The sequence below is a fragment of the Coleofasciculus sp. G1-WW12-02 genome (assembly GCF_040219735.1).
Taxonomy (GTDB): domain Bacteria; phylum Cyanobacteriota; class Cyanobacteriia; order Cyanobacteriales; family Coleofasciculaceae; genus Coleofasciculus.
Map to the genome: position 1 here is coordinate 19382 of NZ_JAVJRX010000178.1, position 16923 is coordinate 36304.

Here is a 16923-nt window from a genome sequence, read left to right on the forward strand (position 1 = left end):
ACCGTAAATCTTCCCTGGAAAATGTCCAATGAATCCTTCTTGTGAGGAGAATGAGCCAAACCTATTCCATAGGGAAGCATCTCTCCAAGCCTTCTTCGATCTTTCTCCTGATTTGTTGTGTATCCGTGACAGTAATGGGTATTTTAGGGAACTCAACTCCGTTTGGGAAAAGACTCTAGGCTGGACGTTGGATGAACTGCGATCGCGTCCTTGGTTAGAGTTTGTTCATCCTGATGATGTGGCATTTACTTTTGATATGGAGAATCAATGTTACACTCTCCAGGATAATACAACCCCGATACGCCTTAAACATCGCTTTCGTTGTCGAGACGGAAGCTATCGTTGGCTGTCTTGGCGTTTGGGAGCCTATCAAAATAGTGTCAGCTATGGCATTGCCCAAGATGTCACCGAAAGCAATTGGCGAGGCAGTCAGGCTTATCGTAAAGGAGTACAGGAAACCGTTAAACTACGGGATCAAGCGATCGCGGCGAGTAGTGTTGGCATTGTCATTGCTGATGCGCGTTTGCCGGATATGCCCCTTATCTATGTTAATCCTGCCTTTGAGAAAATAACGGGTTACTCTGCCGCTGAAGTCTTGGGTTACAATTGCCGTTTCTTGCAAGGAAAAGATACTAATCAGCCTGCGGTGACTCAACTTCGTGCTGCGATAAAAGCTGGACAACATTGCACCGTTACCTTACTCAATTACCGGAAAGATGGAACACCGTTCTGGAATGAATTGACAATTTCGCCCATTCATGATGATAGAAATAATCTGACTCATTTCGTTGGAATTCAATCGGATATTAGCGATCGCATCAAAGCTGAACAAGCTCTGCGCTTAGAACAACAAAAGTCAGAAAAGTTATTGCTAAACATTTTACCCAAGACTATTGTTGAGCAATTAAAACAATTTGAGGGAACTTTAGCGCAACAATTTACTGAAGCCACTATCTTATTTGCCGATATTGTCGGTTTTACTCACTTTGCGGCTCAAATATCTCCCTTAGAACTGCTTAATCTATTAAATCAGATTTTTTCTGTTTTTGATCAATTAGCCGAAAAACATGGCATTGAGAAAATCAAAACGATTGGCGATGCTTATATGGCTGTGGCGGGTTTACCTGTAGTGAATGATCTCCATGCCGAGGCAATTGCTCAAATGGCATTGGATATGCAACAAGCCATTCAACAGTTTAAAACACCACAAGGGGAACCCTTCCAAATTCGCATTGGCATTAATACGGGACTTGTGGTAGCGGGTGTAATTGGGATTAAAAAGTTTAGCTATGATCTTTGGGGAGATGCGGTTAATGTGGCGTCTCGCATGGAATCATCTGGACTTCCGGGGAAAATTCAAGTGACGGCGGCGACAAAAAAGCGTTTGCAGGATCAGTATGTATTTGAAGAACGGGGTGCGATCGTGGTTAAGGGAAAAGGGAAAATGACCAGCTATTGGCTGATCGGGAAGCAGGAGAAATAGAGACGTAAGGTGTGGAACGTCTGGAGAGGTGCGGATGTGCAGGGGAGATGAGGAAGATAAGGGAGTTCAAAACTCACGCACTATACTATAGTTGTTTGACATAAACGCGATCGCACCGCTTTGTCTCTACCCCTGTGGTTTGCTGATAGCCGCTATTTTCATAAAGCTGGATGGCTTCTTGGAGAGCGCTGGCGGTTTCAATCCAAATTTTTTGGAAACCCCGGTTGGCAATTGTTTGTTCAAGCTGTTGCAATAAAAATTTACCGATCCCTTCACCTCGAACCTCTGGAAGGAGGTACATTTTGCGGATCTCTACAGCGTTTTCGCCGCGTTCGACAGGATAATACGCCGACGTTCCCACAACTTTACCAAGGTATTCTATCACCCAAAACTCTCCCCCAACCGTTTGATAGAAGGTTTCGACGTCAACCACATCACGATCAGCTCCCCTAGGTTCCCAGGTTAAGCCGTATTCTGACAAGACGGAACCAATCACCTCAGCGGCGGTGACGCGATCTCGCGGTTCCCAGTCACGAATTAAAAAGTCACGGTAATAGGTTTTCATCGTATACGAAATCAAAGCTATCGAGTTTTATTATCGTCTTTGGTTGCCTCTCGATCAACTCTCAGCTATCAGACAAGCCCTTCATTGATTTTTTAATCACCCAAGCCCTAGAAATTGCGACTAAATACCAGTTACCGATACAATTTCATACGGGTTTTGGTGACCCGGATTTGGATCTGCGCTTGAGCAACCATCTGTATCTGCGATCGCTCCTCGAAGATAAACGCTTTGAAAACGTCCCCATTGTCCTACTGCACGCGGCTTATCCCTATTTAAAAGAATAATAATTAAATGTTACAACATTTTAAGAGGTGGAACAGAACTAAAATGCTAATATGTCTTCCAATAAGTTTCGTCGCCAGTTGCGTCAAGAAGCACAGCAATGGCAGAGTGAGGGGTTAATTAATGCCTCTGTCTATGAACAACTTGCCCAACGCTATCAATTTGAGGAACTCGAAAGTGCTTCCCGTAAGCAATTTGTCTCGATTCTTCTGTTGATAGGTAGTATTCTTTTAGGCGTAGGTACGATTATGCTTATCGCCGCCAACTGGCAAGTTTGGTCGCGAGAGTTTAGAGTAGCGTTACTCCTGCTTCTGTTTATTGGATTAAATACAGCAGGCTTTTATCTATGGCAACGTCCTAAAGGAGGAAAACGCCGTTTAGGAAAGACATTGCTAGTGCTAGGGGCGCTGACACTGGGGGCAAATATGGCGCTGATGTCCCAAATCTTTCACCAAAATAGACCCGCTTACCAGTTGCTGCTGCTTTGGGGACTCGGTGTCTTAGGGATGGCGTATAGCTTGCGGTTAACGGGGTTAGGGATACTTTCTGCCCTTTTGATCACAATTGGATATATCCAGGGACAAGGACAACCAGAATTTTTGGCGCTGGGAGAGATAGCATGGCTGCGGCTGATGGTACGATTTATGCCCGTAGTATCGGGTGTGATGTTTATTCCCTTAGCCTACTGGTGCGGTTCTCGGTGGATTTTTCGCCTCGGTGCGATCGCAGTGATTTATTCGTTGGAATTCAACTTAGTACACCTCAACCTTTTAGTCGCCCCCGCCTGGGTTAGCGCGATCGCTTGCGCCCTTCCGCCAGCATTGTTATGGGGATACAGGGATAAGTTTTGGAGACGGTATCTCGAAAATGCTAAGTCCTTCGAGAGTACAGCCCGCACGCTTGCCATTATTTTCCTCAGTCTCTTATTTTCCCTCTTATCGTTCTATTGGATGTGGAACGTCTCCTTTATACCATCTGCCAACAATACCTCTCATGTACCATGGTATATTTTGGTCAATCTGTTTATCTTAGTCAGCTTAACCATTTGGGAATGGCTGCATAGTTGGCGTCAGTTCAACCGAATAACTGGCTTTGTGGCATTCATGATTGTGATTAGTGCTGTCATTCCCTATTGGCATCTAAGCACGGGTTCTTTAGATATCGCTGCTGTACTAACTTTCAATTTACTCTTACTAGTGTTGGCTGTCGGTTTAATCCGTAAGGGAATCACCCAAGCCCAACGACGCTTTTTCTGGGGAGGGTTGGTACTGTTAACATTACAAGTATTAAGCCGGATGATAGAGTACAATACCGATTTACTGTTCAAATCCCTAGTTTTTTTATTGTGTGGTTGCGGTCTTATAGCGGCTGGGGTAAGTTTTGAATACTATATTCGCGCTCAACACTCTAAATAGGGGCTGCTGAATAAGTGTTGTGGTGGGGATAGGTGTTAGAGCGTCTGCATCAATAATTCGATAACCGTTTAGCATGACAAATAAGTTATCATTTGTTATTGCTTATTGGTCATTTTCCAATGCCTCACAAAAGGATCTAGCGTGATTAAATCTTCAATATTGTGTTGCATTGTCGTGCAAATTGTATCTAAGGGTAAGTCATTGGTATCATAACCAAAGGGATTTTCGATTTCAATGCCAATTTCCTCAATCCCAAATACAGCAAAACTAATCACTCCCACAACTATCCCAGTTAGCCAATTCAGTTCGCTAACCATAGGAAATGGCAGTGATAGGCAATAAATTAATAACAATTGCTTCAAATGAATCGAATAAGCTAAAGGAATAGGAGTCTTGAGAATCCGTTCACACATCCCTAAATGGTCAACCATTATATCGAGTAATTTCAACATGGCAGTGAGTTGATAGGTGTTGAGGTAATCCCGTTCGTGCTGCTTTTGCAGATAATCTCCAATCCAAAAAGCAATTTCCAGGGGTGGGTGATTCATGGATTGGAGGATTTGATACCGCTCTGCTGACATCAACGGTTCTAACTCACGCTGCAATCGCTCTCCTCGGAGATGTTGCTTAGTCGCTACAGCAAACGCTACTAATAAGCGCAAGGTTTCCTCTTTAGCCTGTTTATCTTCTGAGCTATTTTCGGCGATGGCAGTCCAAATCTGACGAGCCAAGTTACGAACTGTATTAACTATCATTCCCCAGATTTTACGACCTTCCCAAAAACGTTCGTAAGCCGTATTGGTTCGGAAAACTAAGAGTAAACCTAAGACAATACTGGGAACCACTCCACTCAAAACTGGCAAAGATACGGAAAATCCAAGCTCATAAAAGAGTGAAATAACCAAACCAAAAACACTGCATAAGATAACACGAGGTAAAATAGCTATAACGACTGACCCTTTTAATCTTAAAGCAAGACGAAACCAATTCCGTTTCTGCCAATCCGAGTCATTAATTGAAGTTGGCATCATTTCTTTGTTTTTGCTGCCTGTTTTTACAAAAAATATTTCACTTAATTTCCTCATTTTTATAACACATAAACTGTTGTTAGTTGTGACCTTTTAATTATTGCCATAAATTGAGTATTAACAGTAATCTAATTATGTTTTCAACTAAAAAAATGCACATTAATTACCAAAAAATACAAGTTTTTTAGTTTTGAAATTACCGTTATCAGTTCTTTTTGTCAAGCATAATTGAGATACTTTTACTCTATATCCGCTTCATCAACAATTTTGAATCCCTTAGACTTTTTTGGTTCAGGGTTAAGTACATCATCAGAGCCATAGCGAACAATACTCACATTCCGCACTTCAAGTTGAAGTAGTTTTTTGTAGTACAATAAAAGCGAGTAATCTCAGAACCGTCTTATACAGCACTTTCTAACACAGTGTAGTACAGGAACTATGAGATAGTGTTTTTCTACTCTTGGAAAGAGTGTATCACATCGAGCCTTAAAACGTTGTACTTACGATAATCTCCGGGGAGTCGTAGCTCTTATGGCTACAGACAGAGCCGCCTTGATATTTATCCTAGTTAATCTAGAAGAGCTAACACTCTCCAGATAAATGAGTATTTCAAATGACAAATGACACGACCAATTCTATTCCTTTCCGGCGATTTTGGCTCGCTTTGTTATTTCAAACAGCTTTAATCCTGGCAGTTCCCGCCCAAGCAATTTACACTCATATCACAGGTAAAATCATCATTTTGCAAACAACCCCCTTAGAACCTTACAATCTATTGCGAAGCTACTCTCAAACCATGAGGTATGACATCTCTAGTCAAGAGGAATTACGTGGTTTACCAGGTTGGAACAATTTACCCAAACAACAAAGTGATGACAACACCGTAACGTTTATCAAGCCAGGAACTTACTTTTATGTAATTTTAGCAGAACCGATTTCACTCAGGTTACCTGGACTACCACAACCGTGGGAACCCATTGCCCTTACCCTCAAACGTCCTACTTCTCTCACCAACAATCAGGTTGTTCTCAGAGGAATTGCCCAACGGGGATTAATTGAGTATGGACTCGAAAATTATAATATGCCTGAAGCCGAACGCAATCAGATTAATGATGATCTGCAGACAGCCAGACAAGCTAATCCCGAACAAACCCAACAACTTCCGCCTATTGTTATGGAAATTAAGGTGGATAGTTTGGGAAATGCCGTTCCTATTAGTCTTTGGGTGCGGACTGGTGAAGCCTCACAACGACAGATTCGCCAATATCGTCTCTGATTTGGTAATTCGTCTTATGTCATTTGTCTTTAATAGTGGAGGTTGTAGGTTGGGTTGAGGTACGAAACCCAACTCTAGGATTAGCATGAACATTATGTGCTTTCCCTGACATGCTCCCAAACCCAACAAAACCAAAGGCTAAAGCCCTTACTACGAACTGTGTCACGCCCCAATAATTGAATCAGGGCGGGTTTTGTTGATATGTTATCAATAAGTTAGGGCGGGTTTTCTTGTTCAGTTATTTCACCAATAACTGCTGTAGTTCCTAAGCCCGCCCCTACAATTGTGGCTAAACCTGTTCCTACATAATTTATTACTGTTGACTGTTGACTTTTTATGACGATTACTTCAAACTCCCCCATCCCGTCAGCAACAACTGAGTTTTACCGTTGGCGTAATTATCGTTGTGCTTACGAATATTATCAGCCGAATCAGGCTAGCGATACACCATTGGTGTTACTGCATCCGATTGGCGTCGGGTTATCAGGTTGGTTTTGGCATCGCTTTTGTCAACAGTGGTATCAAGCGGGATATTCTCAACCCATCTATAATCCGGACTTACTCGGATGTGGTGAAAGTGATATGCCCCATGTTGCTTATCATCCTACAGATTGGGCGCAACAGTTAGGTTATTTTTTACAGACTGTTGTCAAAAAACCCGCCATTATAGTGGTGCAAGGTGCAGAGTTACCCGTAGCCCTTTCTCTAGTCCAATTACCAGATGCATCTAATTATATCAAAGGATGCGTATTATCGGGTCCGCCTTCTTGGGCTGTAATGACTCAGGAAACGTCTACATTGAAGCACAAACTTGCCTGGAATCTATTTGATTCACCTTTTGGTCGTCTATTCTATCGCTACGCCCGTCGTCGTCAATTTTTGCGTTCGTTTTCCTCGAAGCAGCTATTTGCTAAACCAGAAGATATTGATGAACAATGGTTAGACAGTCTCAAAGAAGGTGCTGCTGATACCGCTAGTCGCCATGCTGTTTTTTCTTTCCTAGCTGGGTTTTGGCGACAAGACTATCAACAGGTTATTGCTTCCATTCAGCAACCGACATTTGTGGTAGTAGGCGAAGAAGCCAGCAGTATTAGTCGCGAGGGTAAATTAGAAACACCAGAGCAACGCTTAGATTACTATATCAAGTATTTGCCCCAAGGTCAGGGGTGCCAAATTCCGGGTCGAAATGTTTTGCCTTATGAGTCAACGGCTGATTTTGTCTCTGTTGTTGCCAATTGGATTAATCAACAGAAGTCAACGGAGTTCCTGACTTTTCACGGCATATAATGATTTTGACCGAACGTCCTGAATACTCAGGTATTGCACGTCAAGATGTAGGGGCGGGTTTTACAACTATCTCTTCGGTTGGACAAGAGATGCGACTAAACCCGCCCCGATAGGCAGGTTTCGTGATTTCCTGTAACAACTTAGAACCTAGTTTACGGGAAAAGATAAGGAATCAGGGTGAGGACTGATTTTTTTATCTCAATAAATTATTCAAGTCTAAATAGTTGAGACAACATTGGGTGTAATTGATCCCAAGCTAGAAACAATGTTGCACCAGTGTTTAAGTTAGAGAAAATTCCTTTCAGCATTGTCAAGGCATCTTCTGCTCGTTCTTTTTTCTCTCCCTCTTGGGGAATTTCAGCAGCTTTTGCCAAAGATTCTACTTGTTTCAATGCTTTGATTTTTTTCTTATCATCTAGGCTAGGTTCAGTTTCAATAGCCCTCTTGAGTTGAATCAGCAGTTCTTTTAGGTCGGGTTTTTCAGGATCGTTAGACGCAGGTAGCTCGTTAATAGCTGCCGATACATTTCCTTGAACTGTACTACCCTGTATTATATTTCCGGCATTTCCACCAATGCTGATTGAGTGATCTGGCATATCAAAATTCCTCTCAATTCAACGTAAACTTTATCGGTCAATGAAATGTATGTTGTCAATGATTGCGACCTTCCACGTTACTCCCCTGTATAATATTGCCTTGAATATTTCCCCCAATTTCAATAGTCATAGAACTTCCCTCTGGAGCGTTTTCCATAAAATCATACAATCTACTTACAGCTCTTTCTAGCCATTTTGTATCACTCGTAACGAACAGTTTTTTGTCGCCAGAGTTTAGGTAAATTTGCAAACCATACTGTTTGGGTTGAATGAAACTAAATATAGCCGCCAAACAAGAAATAATTATTGTGACATTTCCCCATTGTCTACTCAACCACGAACTGATAATCACCCCAAATATAAACACTATAATGATTAATGAGAATGGAATCATTACTTTGATTTGTCCAACACCAAATCCAGTAATATTTTTGAATTGATAAACATCATCTCCAAACCTTAAGGTTTGCTTAGTAATATATAAAACTTCTGCTTTTTCTAGAGAAAGATTATCTGGAAGTTTTAAGAAGGCATTGAGAAGTCTACTTTGATCATCCATAGCTATTTTAGCTAAAATACATTCAAAATACAGTAGTTTTTACTTGAATGCAGTACACATAGATTAAGATTAAATGGAAAAGATTAAGAGGTGAAAGAATCGAACTTACGTGATTGCAAGCTACTGTATGTCTTTCGGCTCTAGACCTCAGACGTTTGTGTAGTTTATTTTTTTATAATAAGCTAAATTTAACTAGCCATTCCCTGACACACATCAGGATTTATATTAGAATCACATCAGGAATTTAGAGTGCTTCAACTATGGCATCCATCGATGAGCAGTTTACCCAGGCGTCAAACCACTGGGACTTGGACACGCTGTACACAGACCTCGCTTCGGCTAAAGGCAAACGTCTGACACCCGTTGAGAAGCTACATTTGCGGGGTTTGCTTTGCGGTTATAGTCCGGCGGAAATAGCAGAGAAGCTGGGTAAGAATGTTAAGGGAGTGGAAACTGATCTCTGTGCCACTTTGTATCGATATGTTAAAAGTTTGGTCAACAAATGTAATGAAAAAATAGAAAATTGGAGAAATATTACAGAATGGCTTGAGGAGGCAGGCTATAAAGTTCAGTCACCTGCTGACTTAAACGTCAGTGATTTGTTGGCTGAAAAAAGTGTAGTTAATATCAGTAATATTAGTATAGAGAATAATCAAATCGTAATCGCCTTTAATCTACGCATACCTACCACATCCTCTTCAGAAAGTTTAAACCATGATTCTTTGACTAATATGGAGCAAGCTTTGGACTTAAAGAATACCTTTGACGAAAATATTTCTAAAAATTCAAATGGGTAGATAAATAATTTGGTCTTGATATTGGTTATCTAAAGCTCCTCCAGCAATAAGTATCAATTCATCCATTGTTTCACCAATACCCATATCATGGTTTAAAATAAAAATAACTTACGCAGGTACATCATATATAGTGGCAATGGTGCGTTACGCTACGCTCTCCTCACGATGGCGGTGTGACCCAGCTAAAATGGTGGATTAGATTTGCAGATTTTATGGGCGCACGCCATGCGCCCCTACAGTTTCTGGATATAATGTGCTTTTGTCCGCCTTTAATCCCATGAGTTTTCTCACCACAGGTGATGGATTCCGTCGTTGTTCCTGCCTCCTTTTTTGTCCCCACTCTAACCAATCTGCCATATAGTTACTAATTGTTTCTTTATGATGTAGATAATAAAGGATCGTAGCATAGACTTGTTCTAGGGTAAGTGAGGTATAGATTTTGGCAATTTCTTCTGGGGTACGAGCGCGATAAATGTACTCATACAAGATAGTCTCAATTCCGATACGCGAATCCTTAAGCCGAATATCATTGGGGGAGAGAATATTGAAATAGTCCTCAAGTTGCATCGTTGGCTCCTTCTATTAAAGATTAAAACTAAGATGTAGCAGGCTACGTCTCTACAATCAAAACTCTTTCATGATTTATTCAACTTAAAATGAATGGTACTGACTGGTATGCTGGTGGGCAATGCCCACCCTACGGTATATCATATCTGACTGGTATGCTGGTGGGCAATGCCCACCCTACGGTATATTAAGGGTTTCGGCGATTCCAAAATGCTTATTGCAGTGCCATCCAACTTAACATTAGTCGCATTGATTTATACAAAATCTGGGTTAACGACTCCTTTTATAATCCAGTCCGCGCAGGCGGACTTGGTTTGTGTAGCAGCGATTTAAATCGCCGTGGCAAAATTCCTGCGAGCTACGAACGTTTCTCAATCGAACCGCCAATTAAACGGTAGACGCGCATAAATACCTTTTGGATCATTCATCGCTTGTAACATAGCCAAATCCTCTTTAAACTTCAGAAACTCTGCCATTAACGGATCAGGCTGTCGCGTTTTAGCACTACTATTTCCCATAAACTCTTCAAGCAGACGTTCTTCCAAGGTTTGAAATTTGGGATACTCTTCTAATTCCCAATCTTCTCCTAAATTTGCCTGTTGTGCTGCATACTCAATCGCATCATTTAATCCGCCAATTTCATCCACTAACCCTAACTGTTTAGCATCAATACCCGACCAAACTCGCCCCTGAGCAATTTGTGCCACCTTCTGTTGGGGTAGCTTACGGGACTCGGCGACTTTAGCCAAGAATTTCCAGTAAACTTGATCAACTATTTTTTGACTCAGGGCTAACTCTTGGGGGGTTTTGGGACGAGAAACGGTTTGGGTATCTGCGAAACGCCCCGTTTTCACCACATCCCACGTAATCCCATTCTCGTTGGCAATTTGCTGGATATTCATCAGTAATCCAAACACCCCAATCGAACCCGTTACTGTATTGGGTTCGGCAAAAATCCGGTTACCATAGGTGGAAATCCAATATCCCCCAGATGCAGCAATATCTCCCATGGAAACAATCACAGGTTTGGAGTCGCGTGTGAGTTTGACTTCCCGTTGGATAATCTCAGACGCGGTAGCACTACCACCTGGACTATTCACCCGTAAGACGACAGCTTTCACTGAATCATCCAGGCGCAATTCCCGCATTTGTGCCGCAAAGGATTCGCCTCCCACCTGTTGGATGCTCCCTTCACCATCGACGATTTCACCCTCAGCATAAAGTACAGCTATTTTATTGTGAGAAAAGCGTTGGGTTCCAGGTTTATCGGCGATATCCGCATAAGTAGATAGGCGAATCTGACGAAATGATTCCTTTGTCTCACTTTCACCGGTGAGTTCCTGAAGTTGGGCGATTACTTCATCGTAATACCCCACTTTATCAATTAAGCGACGTCCAATCGCATCAGATGCCAAGACGATACCTTGATTATCCGCGATCGCTTGTATCTGTTGGGGCGTTACCTGACGACTTTTCCCCACCGTTGTCCGAAATTCTGACCACAGATCCTCTAATAATGCTTGCATCTGTTGTCGGTTTTCTAGACTCAGTTCTTTGAGGACAAACGGTTCTATCGCTGACTTATATTTACCTACCCGAATTACCTGAATCCCAATGCCAAATTTTTCTAAGGCTCCCGTGAAAAACATGGGTTCAGAACTAAAGCCATTCATTTCTAGGCTTCCCATCGGGTTGAGGATAATGGTGTCTGCAACTGAACTCAGATAATATTCCCCTTCTCCCGAATCAACGTCGTAGGCAATAATTTTTTTACCGCTTTCTTTAAACCGTTCTAAAGCTTCTCGGACTTCTTTTAGCGTGGCAAACCCTGTGTCACTACTGGTAGTTGTACGTGATCCATCCAGGTAAAGCGCCACAATCCGGGAATCCTCAACTGCCGCGTTTAAGGTATCAATAACAGTGCGTAATGTAATTGTGGCGGTTTCTTCTCCAGATAGGGCTTCTTCAATGGCTCTACTGGTGCTGGATGTGGGATCGGTATCCCTAATATTTAAGGATAAATCAAAAACCAATACCGATTTATCCTTGACTTGGGGTCCCGTATCTTTAGATGCGGCGGTGATAATTAAACTAATGAGTCCAACTGTACCTATGCCGAAAAACAAGGTAAAACCGATCAGGCTACCAATTACACTGGCGAAGGTTTGCTTAATAAATTGACGCATTTTCGGGTTGTTTGTTGTGAAATGTCCGTTATCCTAACTTGAATGTCACTGAACTAAGAGTTTGTAGTAAGCGCTGTCTTCGCTTCTGGCACGCTTCGTGCTTACTACAAACATTCATCCTAACTTTTGTAAGGCACCAGATTGTCTGAGTTGAGACAGATTGACATTCCCTGTACAGAAAAGTACAGTGGTTATCTCAGCGATTAGTAACTGTACGAGTTCATCCACCGCCTCTGTAGACTCTGATGCGGCTTGGAGAAAGGGAAATGCTAATCCTGCCAAATCCGCACCCAGCGCGATCGCTTTGGCAACCTCTAACCCATTGCGTAATCCACCCGAGGCGATCAGCGGGATATCCGGGGCAATTTCTCGAATACTAGTAATACAATCGGCTGTGGGTAATCCCCAGTCGGCAAAGGTTTGTCCTAAGCGACGTTGCTTGAGATTTAATGCCCGTTCACTTTCCACCTTTGCCCAAGATGTTCCCCCAGCACCGGCTACGTCAATTGCGCTCACGCCCGCCTCAAGCAGCTTCTGTGCCATGGGTGCTGAGATGCCGTTGCCGACTTCTTTGGCAATCACAGGTACAGGTAACTTACTGCATACTTTATTTATTTTGTCAAGTAAGCCGTGAAAATTTGTATCCCCGTTCGTCTGAATACATTCCTGTAAGGGATTGAGGTGCAAAATTAAAGCATCGGCGGCTAAAAGTTCAACCACGCGCAAGCATTCATCCAAGCCGTAACTGTAATTGAGTTGAACCGCACCAAGATTCGCCAATAATAGAATATCCGGTGCTAGCGATCGCACGGCAAAGGTATCCGCCACTTGAGGATTCTCCACCGCGACTCGCTGGGAACCCACACCCATGGCTAATTGATACTCTTGTGCTACTTGAGCAAGGCGAAAATTAATAGTTTGCGCCTGCTGGGTTCCCCCAGTCATAGAGGATATTAGCAAGGGAGCGCCTAAGATTTTACCCAAAAACCTGGTGGAGATATCAATCTCATGGCGGTTGATTTCCGGTAAACAACAGTGGGTAAAGCGATAGCGTTCCAGTCCATTCGTAATTTGATTAAACTGGACATCTTCATTGAGACAAATCCTGATGTGGTCTGCTTTGCGCGTCTGGGTTTCTGTCATCGTGCTGGGAAATAGAAAGGAACAGGGAAAGAGGGGATTGGTGATCAGGGTTTGCGGCAAAACCTAGAACATCGGTTAAGTCATCAACAGAAAAACGGTAATATTTGCTACCAAAATTCCGAATTTTTGACAGATGTGTCATGGAACCTCTCTACATGAAGGCATGACTGGTTACGCCAACTGACACCTTAGAAGACTTTGATCAACTCCACAGCATCTCGTCCATCAAAATCTTGCAGGTAAACCTTTACCTGTTCGTCTCTGGAGGTTGGTAGCTGTTTGCCCGTAAAGTCTGGACATATCGGCAACTCGCGATGTCCGCGATCGACAAGAACTAATAACTGAATCACTTGGGGTCTGCCGTATTCAGTCACAGCATTTAGAGCGGCACGAATTGTGCGCCCACTATAGATAACATCATCGACCAGTACCACAATTTTGCCAGAAAGATCACAGGAAATATCCGTTTTAGCCGGGGTACGAACGCCAATCTGATCCAAATCATCGCGGTAAAAGGTAATATCGATCGCACCCACCGCTACCGATACCTGTTCTAACATTTCAATTTGGCGTCCTAGCAGTTTGGCAAGAGGAACTCCGCGAGTATAAATGCCTAAAAGGACGAGTTTCGATACATCTCCGGCGCGTTCAATCACCTCAGATGCCAAACGAGTGACAGTGCGGCGCAGTTCTTCGGCGGAGAGAATTTCAATAATTTGAGTTGGCATTCTCGTTACTGGTTTTATGGCGGATGGGATGGGACTAGGGGAGAAAATCTAGGATATTGTTTAGAGGGAGCATGGGGAATAATCGGGTATCGTCTTTAATTATCAGCCATATATATAAGGATGGGAACAATTGAGAAGACTCAAGTATTGCGATCGTGATGACCAGCCAAATCAAACAGCAGTATCGGGTCAACTGTAACCCTTGGTCAATTTTGGTCGGTGTAATCGGGTCAACCGGATCACCTAAAAGGGGTTTATATTTAGCAACTCCCTGATACCAGTTAGTTCCCCCCAGTTGTACGCCCAGAATAGCAGCATAAGCGCATTCACTCCAACCTGAATTTGGGCTAGGATCTTTAGTCCCATCCCGATAGCATAAACTCCATACCTTACGGGGTTTTCCTGACAAAAGGGCTAACGTTATTACAGTTAGCCGACAGGGTAACCAAGTTAAGCAATCCTCAAGTTTAGCACTGAACCAACCTAAATCTGTGTAAGGTTCGCGTCGATAACCAATCATTGAATCCAGAGTGCTAGCCGCTTTATAGGCTAAAGCCAAGGGAGCGCTACCCACCGCCGGAAAAAATGAACCGATAATAGCATAGAATAAGGGCGCTGTAACACCATCGGTAGCATTTTCTGCGACTGTTTCTAGAACAGCCCGGAGTATTTCTGGTGCTGTAAGTTTTTCCGTATCTCGACCCACATATCGACTCAAACGAGAACGCGCTTGCTCTAACTCTCCATCGGTTAATGGTTCTACCACATCATTAGCCGCATCTCGCAAACTGCGACCTGCCAAACAACTTGCCAGCAGAATACTTTCAATCCCAATCCCTACCCAAGGATGAAGCCAGTTTGCTCCCAGCACGATTACCCATCCTGCCACTCCACTACCGATAATTAATCCTAACCCCAATCCAATTCCGGCGAGGCGACGTTTCCATGGGCGATAAAGATTGTGAATAATCCATTGGCTGAGGTGAGAAACCAGCCAACCCATGACTTGGACTGGATGAAGCCAACCCCAAGGATCACCTATCCAGTAATCTAGACGGGCGGCAAGTAACAAAACAATAGCACTTCTAGTCAATGTAGTCGCTTTTGAGCGTATCTATATTTTCTTCCCAATTGGCACCGTCAAACGACACTCTGGCAAATCGAGACAGTACATCATCATCGAGACAACGCAGGTTAACATCAATCGACTGAGGATGAGAACGGGGGCGATAAAAGGGGTGAATCCCACAAATACGACAAAATGTATGTTTAGCCGTATTAGTATTAAACGTATATGTTGTTAAAACGTCAGCCCCACTCAATAGAGTAAACTGTTCAGGGGGTACAATTAGGTGGATGAAGCCTTTTTTGTGACAAATTGAGCAATTGCAATCGATTGCCTCGTGCTGGTCAACTGTCACACTGAAACGGACAGCACCGCAGTGACAGCCCCCTTGATAGGTAATTGGTTGATTCATGGTGGTCATTTCCCAGCAAAGCATCTATTAAATCACAAAACTGGTTTGTTCTCCTTGAGCAGCTTGCCAACTCCGAGCATCATAGTAAAGATCGGCAAGGGTAATGCTATATAAGGCATCTTTCAGTTTTTGGTGGAGTCGGTGCCACAAAGTTAAGGTTACCCAGTCTTCGGCAACAGTCGCATCTGCTGTGTGATGGTGTAATGGTTCGATTGTTTCGCCAACGGCTTCTAAAATCTGACCTAGGGAAATTTTTGAAGGTTCGCGAGCTAATTGATAGCCACCTTGAGAGCCGCGTACTGAATTCACTAAATTAGCACGACGCATTTCAATCAGTAGTTTCTCTAAATATGGAGCTGGTAGAGCTTGACGATGGGCAATCATTTTAACGGATGTTGGTCCATAACCGGGCTGTAGGCTGAGATCAAGTAGCGCTTTAACACTATAATGTCCGCGAGTTGTCAATTTCATAGGGATGGCAAACTATCCTAGCTTGGAGTTGGCTCTTAGCTGGAGTCTAATCCAGCTAATTTCTGGTTGAGTCGTACAGGGTTAAGAGTTGAATGGTTTTTATGGCTGTCCCAGGAAGGTTGTACTGTCAACTATAACCTGAGAGGTTTTTCCTGAAGCCTGATAACGCCTTCCATCAATCCTGAGTTTTACACATCGTTGGTTTTTGTTGATGACTCGATCAACTGGAAACGCCCCACCTTATCGCCCCGTCTCCATTACTGACACGTTCTCCAGTCGGCGATTGATTTGTTACAAAGATAAATTCAACAAATATAACCAACAAAGTTGACAGTATGGGTGTAATATAGTTTTATAGAGGGTGATATAAGATCAAGATTTTGTTATCTTGGTTATGTGTCAGTATAGCGAAAGCGCTACCCGAGACTTCACTGTTTAGGTTTAGATTCAAGTTGATGGCTAAAAAGAAAAAAATGGAGCCCAAGATGGAACCCTTAGAGGGTCAAGCACTGCTTGAGAAAGTTAGAGAGCTAGGTAACCTCAGCAAAGAAGAAAAAGCTAGAGCCTGTGGCTACTACACCGTGACGAAAAACGATGTAGAGCGCGTCAATATGATGAAATTCCTCAATGCACTGATTGATGCTGAGGGTATTGAATTAGATAGCAAAGCCAATGGCAATGGGCGGGGTGGTAGGAGTGCGAGCTATCGCATCTCGGTGCAATCTAACGGCAATCTGCTGATTGGTTCTGCTTACACAAAACAGATGGGTTTACAACCTGGGGATGAATTTGAAATCTCTTTAGGTCGCAAGCACATTCATCTCAAGCAACTTGGCGCAGAAGACGAAATCGAAGAGTAAGGCTCAGCCGATGGCGAAGGAAAACTCCAGAGGCTAAAGATACTGACGGTTTACCCAAAATTCAATGGTCTTAAGTCAAAGTAGCGACACTTGATAAGTCCTCGTCCCAACCGAATGGTTGGGCGATATGATTTTGATTGGAGTTGGCAAAAAAAACCCCCGTTGTCATCTGGAAGATTCAGCGGGGGATACATTGCTATTG

The 16923-nt window shown here is 43.0% G+C and carries 17 protein-coding genes and 1 pseudogene; 7 read left to right on the forward strand and 11 right to left on the reverse strand.

All coding sequences use genetic code 11. The features are described 5' to 3' along the window. The first annotated feature begins 28 nt into the window (after nt 1-28). Nucleotides 29-1483, forward strand: a complete 1455-nt coding sequence (locus RID09_RS27685; RefSeq protein ID WP_446339133.1) for an adenylate/guanylate cyclase domain-containing protein — start codon at nt 29-31, stop codon at nt 1481-1483. A gap of 85 nt (nt 1484-1568) precedes the next feature. Here RID09_RS27685 and RID09_RS27690 read toward each other — a convergent pair whose 3' ends face one another. Continuing rightward, on the reverse strand, nt 1569-2048 hold the full coding sequence (locus tag RID09_RS27690; protein ID WP_446339134.1) for a GNAT family N-acetyltransferase: 480 nt from the start codon (nt 2046-2048) through the stop codon (nt 1569-1571). Between the two features lie 62 nt (nt 2049-2110). On the opposite strand from RID09_RS27690, the pseudogene RID09_RS27695 reads away from it, so the two are divergent. Both RID09_RS27695 and RID09_RS27700 read left to right on the forward strand, forming a co-directional pair. Continuing rightward, a pseudogene (locus RID09_RS27695) lies at nt 2111-2329 on the forward strand (amidohydrolase family protein); the annotation flags it as partial. A gap of 54 nt (nt 2330-2383) precedes the next feature. Beyond that, a complete protein-coding gene (locus RID09_RS27700) occupies nt 2384-3745 on the forward strand; it encodes a DUF2157 domain-containing protein (RefSeq protein WP_446339135.1) in 1362 nt (453 codons plus the stop codon). A 95-nt stretch (nt 3746-3840) separates the two neighbouring features. On the opposite strand, the gene RID09_RS27705 is transcribed toward RID09_RS27700, so the two are convergent. Continuing rightward, nucleotides 3841-4773, reverse strand: coding sequence for a bestrophin family protein (locus tag RID09_RS27705; RefSeq protein ID WP_446339182.1), 933 nt, complete (start codon nt 4771-4773; stop codon nt 3841-3843). A gap of 613 nt (nt 4774-5386) precedes the next feature. Between RID09_RS27705 and RID09_RS27710 the strand changes: the two genes are divergently transcribed. Next, nucleotides 5387-6049, forward strand: coding sequence for a GDYXXLXY domain-containing protein (locus RID09_RS27710; RefSeq protein WP_446339136.1), 663 nt, complete (start codon nt 5387-5389; stop codon nt 6047-6049). A 336-nt stretch (nt 6050-6385) separates the two neighbouring features. After that, entirely contained in the window at nt 6386-7336 is a 951-nt protein-coding gene (locus RID09_RS27715; RefSeq protein WP_446339137.1) for an alpha/beta fold hydrolase, read from the forward strand. Between the two features lie 206 nt (nt 7337-7542). On the opposite strand, the gene RID09_RS27720 is transcribed toward RID09_RS27715, so the two are convergent. Then, nucleotides 7543-7932 (reverse strand): hypothetical protein, encoded by a 390-nt coding sequence (locus RID09_RS27720; RefSeq protein ID WP_446339138.1) that lies wholly within the window; start codon nt 7930-7932, stop codon nt 7543-7545. Between the two features lie 55 nt (nt 7933-7987). Continuing rightward, complete coding sequence (locus RID09_RS27725) at nt 7988-8491, reverse strand: DUF6232 family protein (protein WP_446339139.1); 504 nt, start codon at nt 8489-8491, stop codon at nt 7988-7990. Between the two features lie 260 nt (nt 8492-8751). Between RID09_RS27725 and RID09_RS27730 the strand changes: the two genes are divergently transcribed. Then, complete coding sequence (locus RID09_RS27730) at nt 8752-9288, forward strand: helix-turn-helix transcriptional regulator (RefSeq protein WP_446339140.1); 537 nt, start codon at nt 8752-8754, stop codon at nt 9286-9288. A 210-nt stretch (nt 9289-9498) separates the two neighbouring features. On the opposite strand, the gene RID09_RS27735 is transcribed toward RID09_RS27730, so the two are convergent. The 7 genes from RID09_RS27735 to RID09_RS27765 form a co-directional block, all read right to left on the reverse strand. Beyond that, on the reverse strand, nt 9499-9855 hold the full coding sequence (locus tag RID09_RS27735) for a DUF433 domain-containing protein (RefSeq protein ID WP_446339141.1): 357 nt from the start codon (nt 9853-9855) through the stop codon (nt 9499-9501). A gap of 371 nt (nt 9856-10226) precedes the next feature. Beyond that, nucleotides 10227-12041, reverse strand: coding sequence for a signal peptide peptidase SppA (sppA, locus tag RID09_RS27740; RefSeq protein WP_446339142.1), 1815 nt, complete (start codon nt 12039-12041; stop codon nt 10227-10229). Between the two features lie 114 nt (nt 12042-12155). Continuing rightward, nucleotides 12156-13184, reverse strand: a complete 1029-nt coding sequence (fni, locus tag RID09_RS27745) for a type 2 isopentenyl-diphosphate Delta-isomerase (RefSeq protein ID WP_446339143.1) — start codon at nt 13182-13184, stop codon at nt 12156-12158. A 188-nt stretch (nt 13185-13372) separates the two neighbouring features. Further along, complete coding sequence (gene pyrR / locus RID09_RS27750) at nt 13373-13912, reverse strand: bifunctional pyr operon transcriptional regulator/uracil phosphoribosyltransferase PyrR (protein WP_446339144.1); 540 nt, start codon at nt 13910-13912, stop codon at nt 13373-13375. A gap of 34 nt (nt 13913-13946) precedes the next feature. Further along, nucleotides 13947-15005: an adenosylcobinamide-phosphate synthase CbiB gene (gene cbiB, locus RID09_RS27755; RefSeq protein ID WP_446339145.1), complete on the reverse strand. Its 1059-nt coding sequence runs from the start codon at nt 15003-15005 to the stop codon at nt 13947-13949. Next, nucleotides 14998-15399: a GFA family protein gene (locus RID09_RS27760; protein ID WP_446339146.1), complete on the reverse strand. Its 402-nt coding sequence runs from the start codon at nt 15397-15399 to the stop codon at nt 14998-15000. The genes cbiB and RID09_RS27760 overlap by 8 nt, the downstream gene beginning before the upstream one ends. A gap of 18 nt (nt 15400-15417) precedes the next feature. Beyond that, on the reverse strand, nt 15418-15861 hold the full coding sequence (locus tag RID09_RS27765; protein WP_446339147.1) for an RrF2 family transcriptional regulator: 444 nt from the start codon (nt 15859-15861) through the stop codon (nt 15418-15420). 455 nt (nt 15862-16316) lie between these two features. Here RID09_RS27765 and RID09_RS27770 point away from each other — a divergent pair, with 455 nt between their 5' ends. Next, nucleotides 16317-16721, forward strand: coding sequence for an AbrB family transcriptional regulator (locus RID09_RS27770; RefSeq protein ID WP_446339148.1), 405 nt, complete (start codon nt 16317-16319; stop codon nt 16719-16721). The last annotated feature ends 202 nt before the right edge of the window (nt 16722-16923 follow it).

Bases quoted from the DNA above. Each gene is read 5' to 3' on its own strand.
- RID09_RS27685 (WP_446339133.1), top strand. From the start codon at position 29: ATGAATCCTTCTTGTGAGGAGAATGAGCCAAACCTATTCCATAGGGAA.
- RID09_RS27690 (WP_446339134.1), bottom strand. From the start codon at position 2,048: ATGAAAACCTATTACCGTGACTTTTTAATTCGTGACTGGGAACCGCGA.
- RID09_RS27700 (WP_446339135.1), top strand. From the start codon at position 2,384: ATGTCTTCCAATAAGTTTCGTCGCCAGTTGCGTCAAGAAGCACAGCAA.
- RID09_RS27705 (WP_446339182.1), bottom strand. From the start codon at position 4,773: ATGCCAACTTCAATTAATGACTCGGATTGGCAGAAACGGAATTGGTTT.
- RID09_RS27710 (WP_446339136.1), top strand. From the start codon at position 5,387: ATGACAAATGACACGACCAATTCTATTCCTTTCCGGCGATTTTGGCTC.
- RID09_RS27715 (WP_446339137.1), top strand. From the start codon at position 6,386: ATGACGATTACTTCAAACTCCCCCATCCCGTCAGCAACAACTGAGTTT.
- RID09_RS27720 (WP_446339138.1), bottom strand. From the start codon at position 7,932: ATGCCAGATCACTCAATCAGCATTGGTGGAAATGCCGGAAATATAATA.
- RID09_RS27725 (WP_446339139.1), bottom strand. From the start codon at position 8,491: ATGGATGATCAAAGTAGACTTCTCAATGCCTTCTTAAAACTTCCAGAT.
- RID09_RS27730 (WP_446339140.1), top strand. From the start codon at position 8,752: ATGGCATCCATCGATGAGCAGTTTACCCAGGCGTCAAACCACTGGGAC.
- RID09_RS27735 (WP_446339141.1), bottom strand. From the start codon at position 9,855: ATGCAACTTGAGGACTATTTCAATATTCTCTCCCCCAATGATATTCGG.
- sppA (WP_446339142.1), bottom strand. From the start codon at position 12,041: ATGCGTCAATTTATTAAGCAAACCTTCGCCAGTGTAATTGGTAGCCTG.
- fni (WP_446339143.1), bottom strand. From the start codon at position 13,184: ATGACAGAAACCCAGACGCGCAAAGCAGACCACATCAGGATTTGTCTC.
- pyrR (WP_446339144.1), bottom strand. From the start codon at position 13,912: ATGCCAACTCAAATTATTGAAATTCTCTCCGCCGAAGAACTGCGCCGC.
- RID09_RS27760 (WP_446339146.1), bottom strand. From the start codon at position 15,399: ATGACCACCATGAATCAACCAATTACCTATCAAGGGGGCTGTCACTGC.
- RID09_RS27765 (WP_446339147.1), bottom strand. From the start codon at position 15,861: ATGAAATTGACAACTCGCGGACATTATAGTGTTAAAGCGCTACTTGAT.
- RID09_RS27770 (WP_446339148.1), top strand. From the start codon at position 16,317: ATGGCTAAAAAGAAAAAAATGGAGCCCAAGATGGAACCCTTAGAGGGT.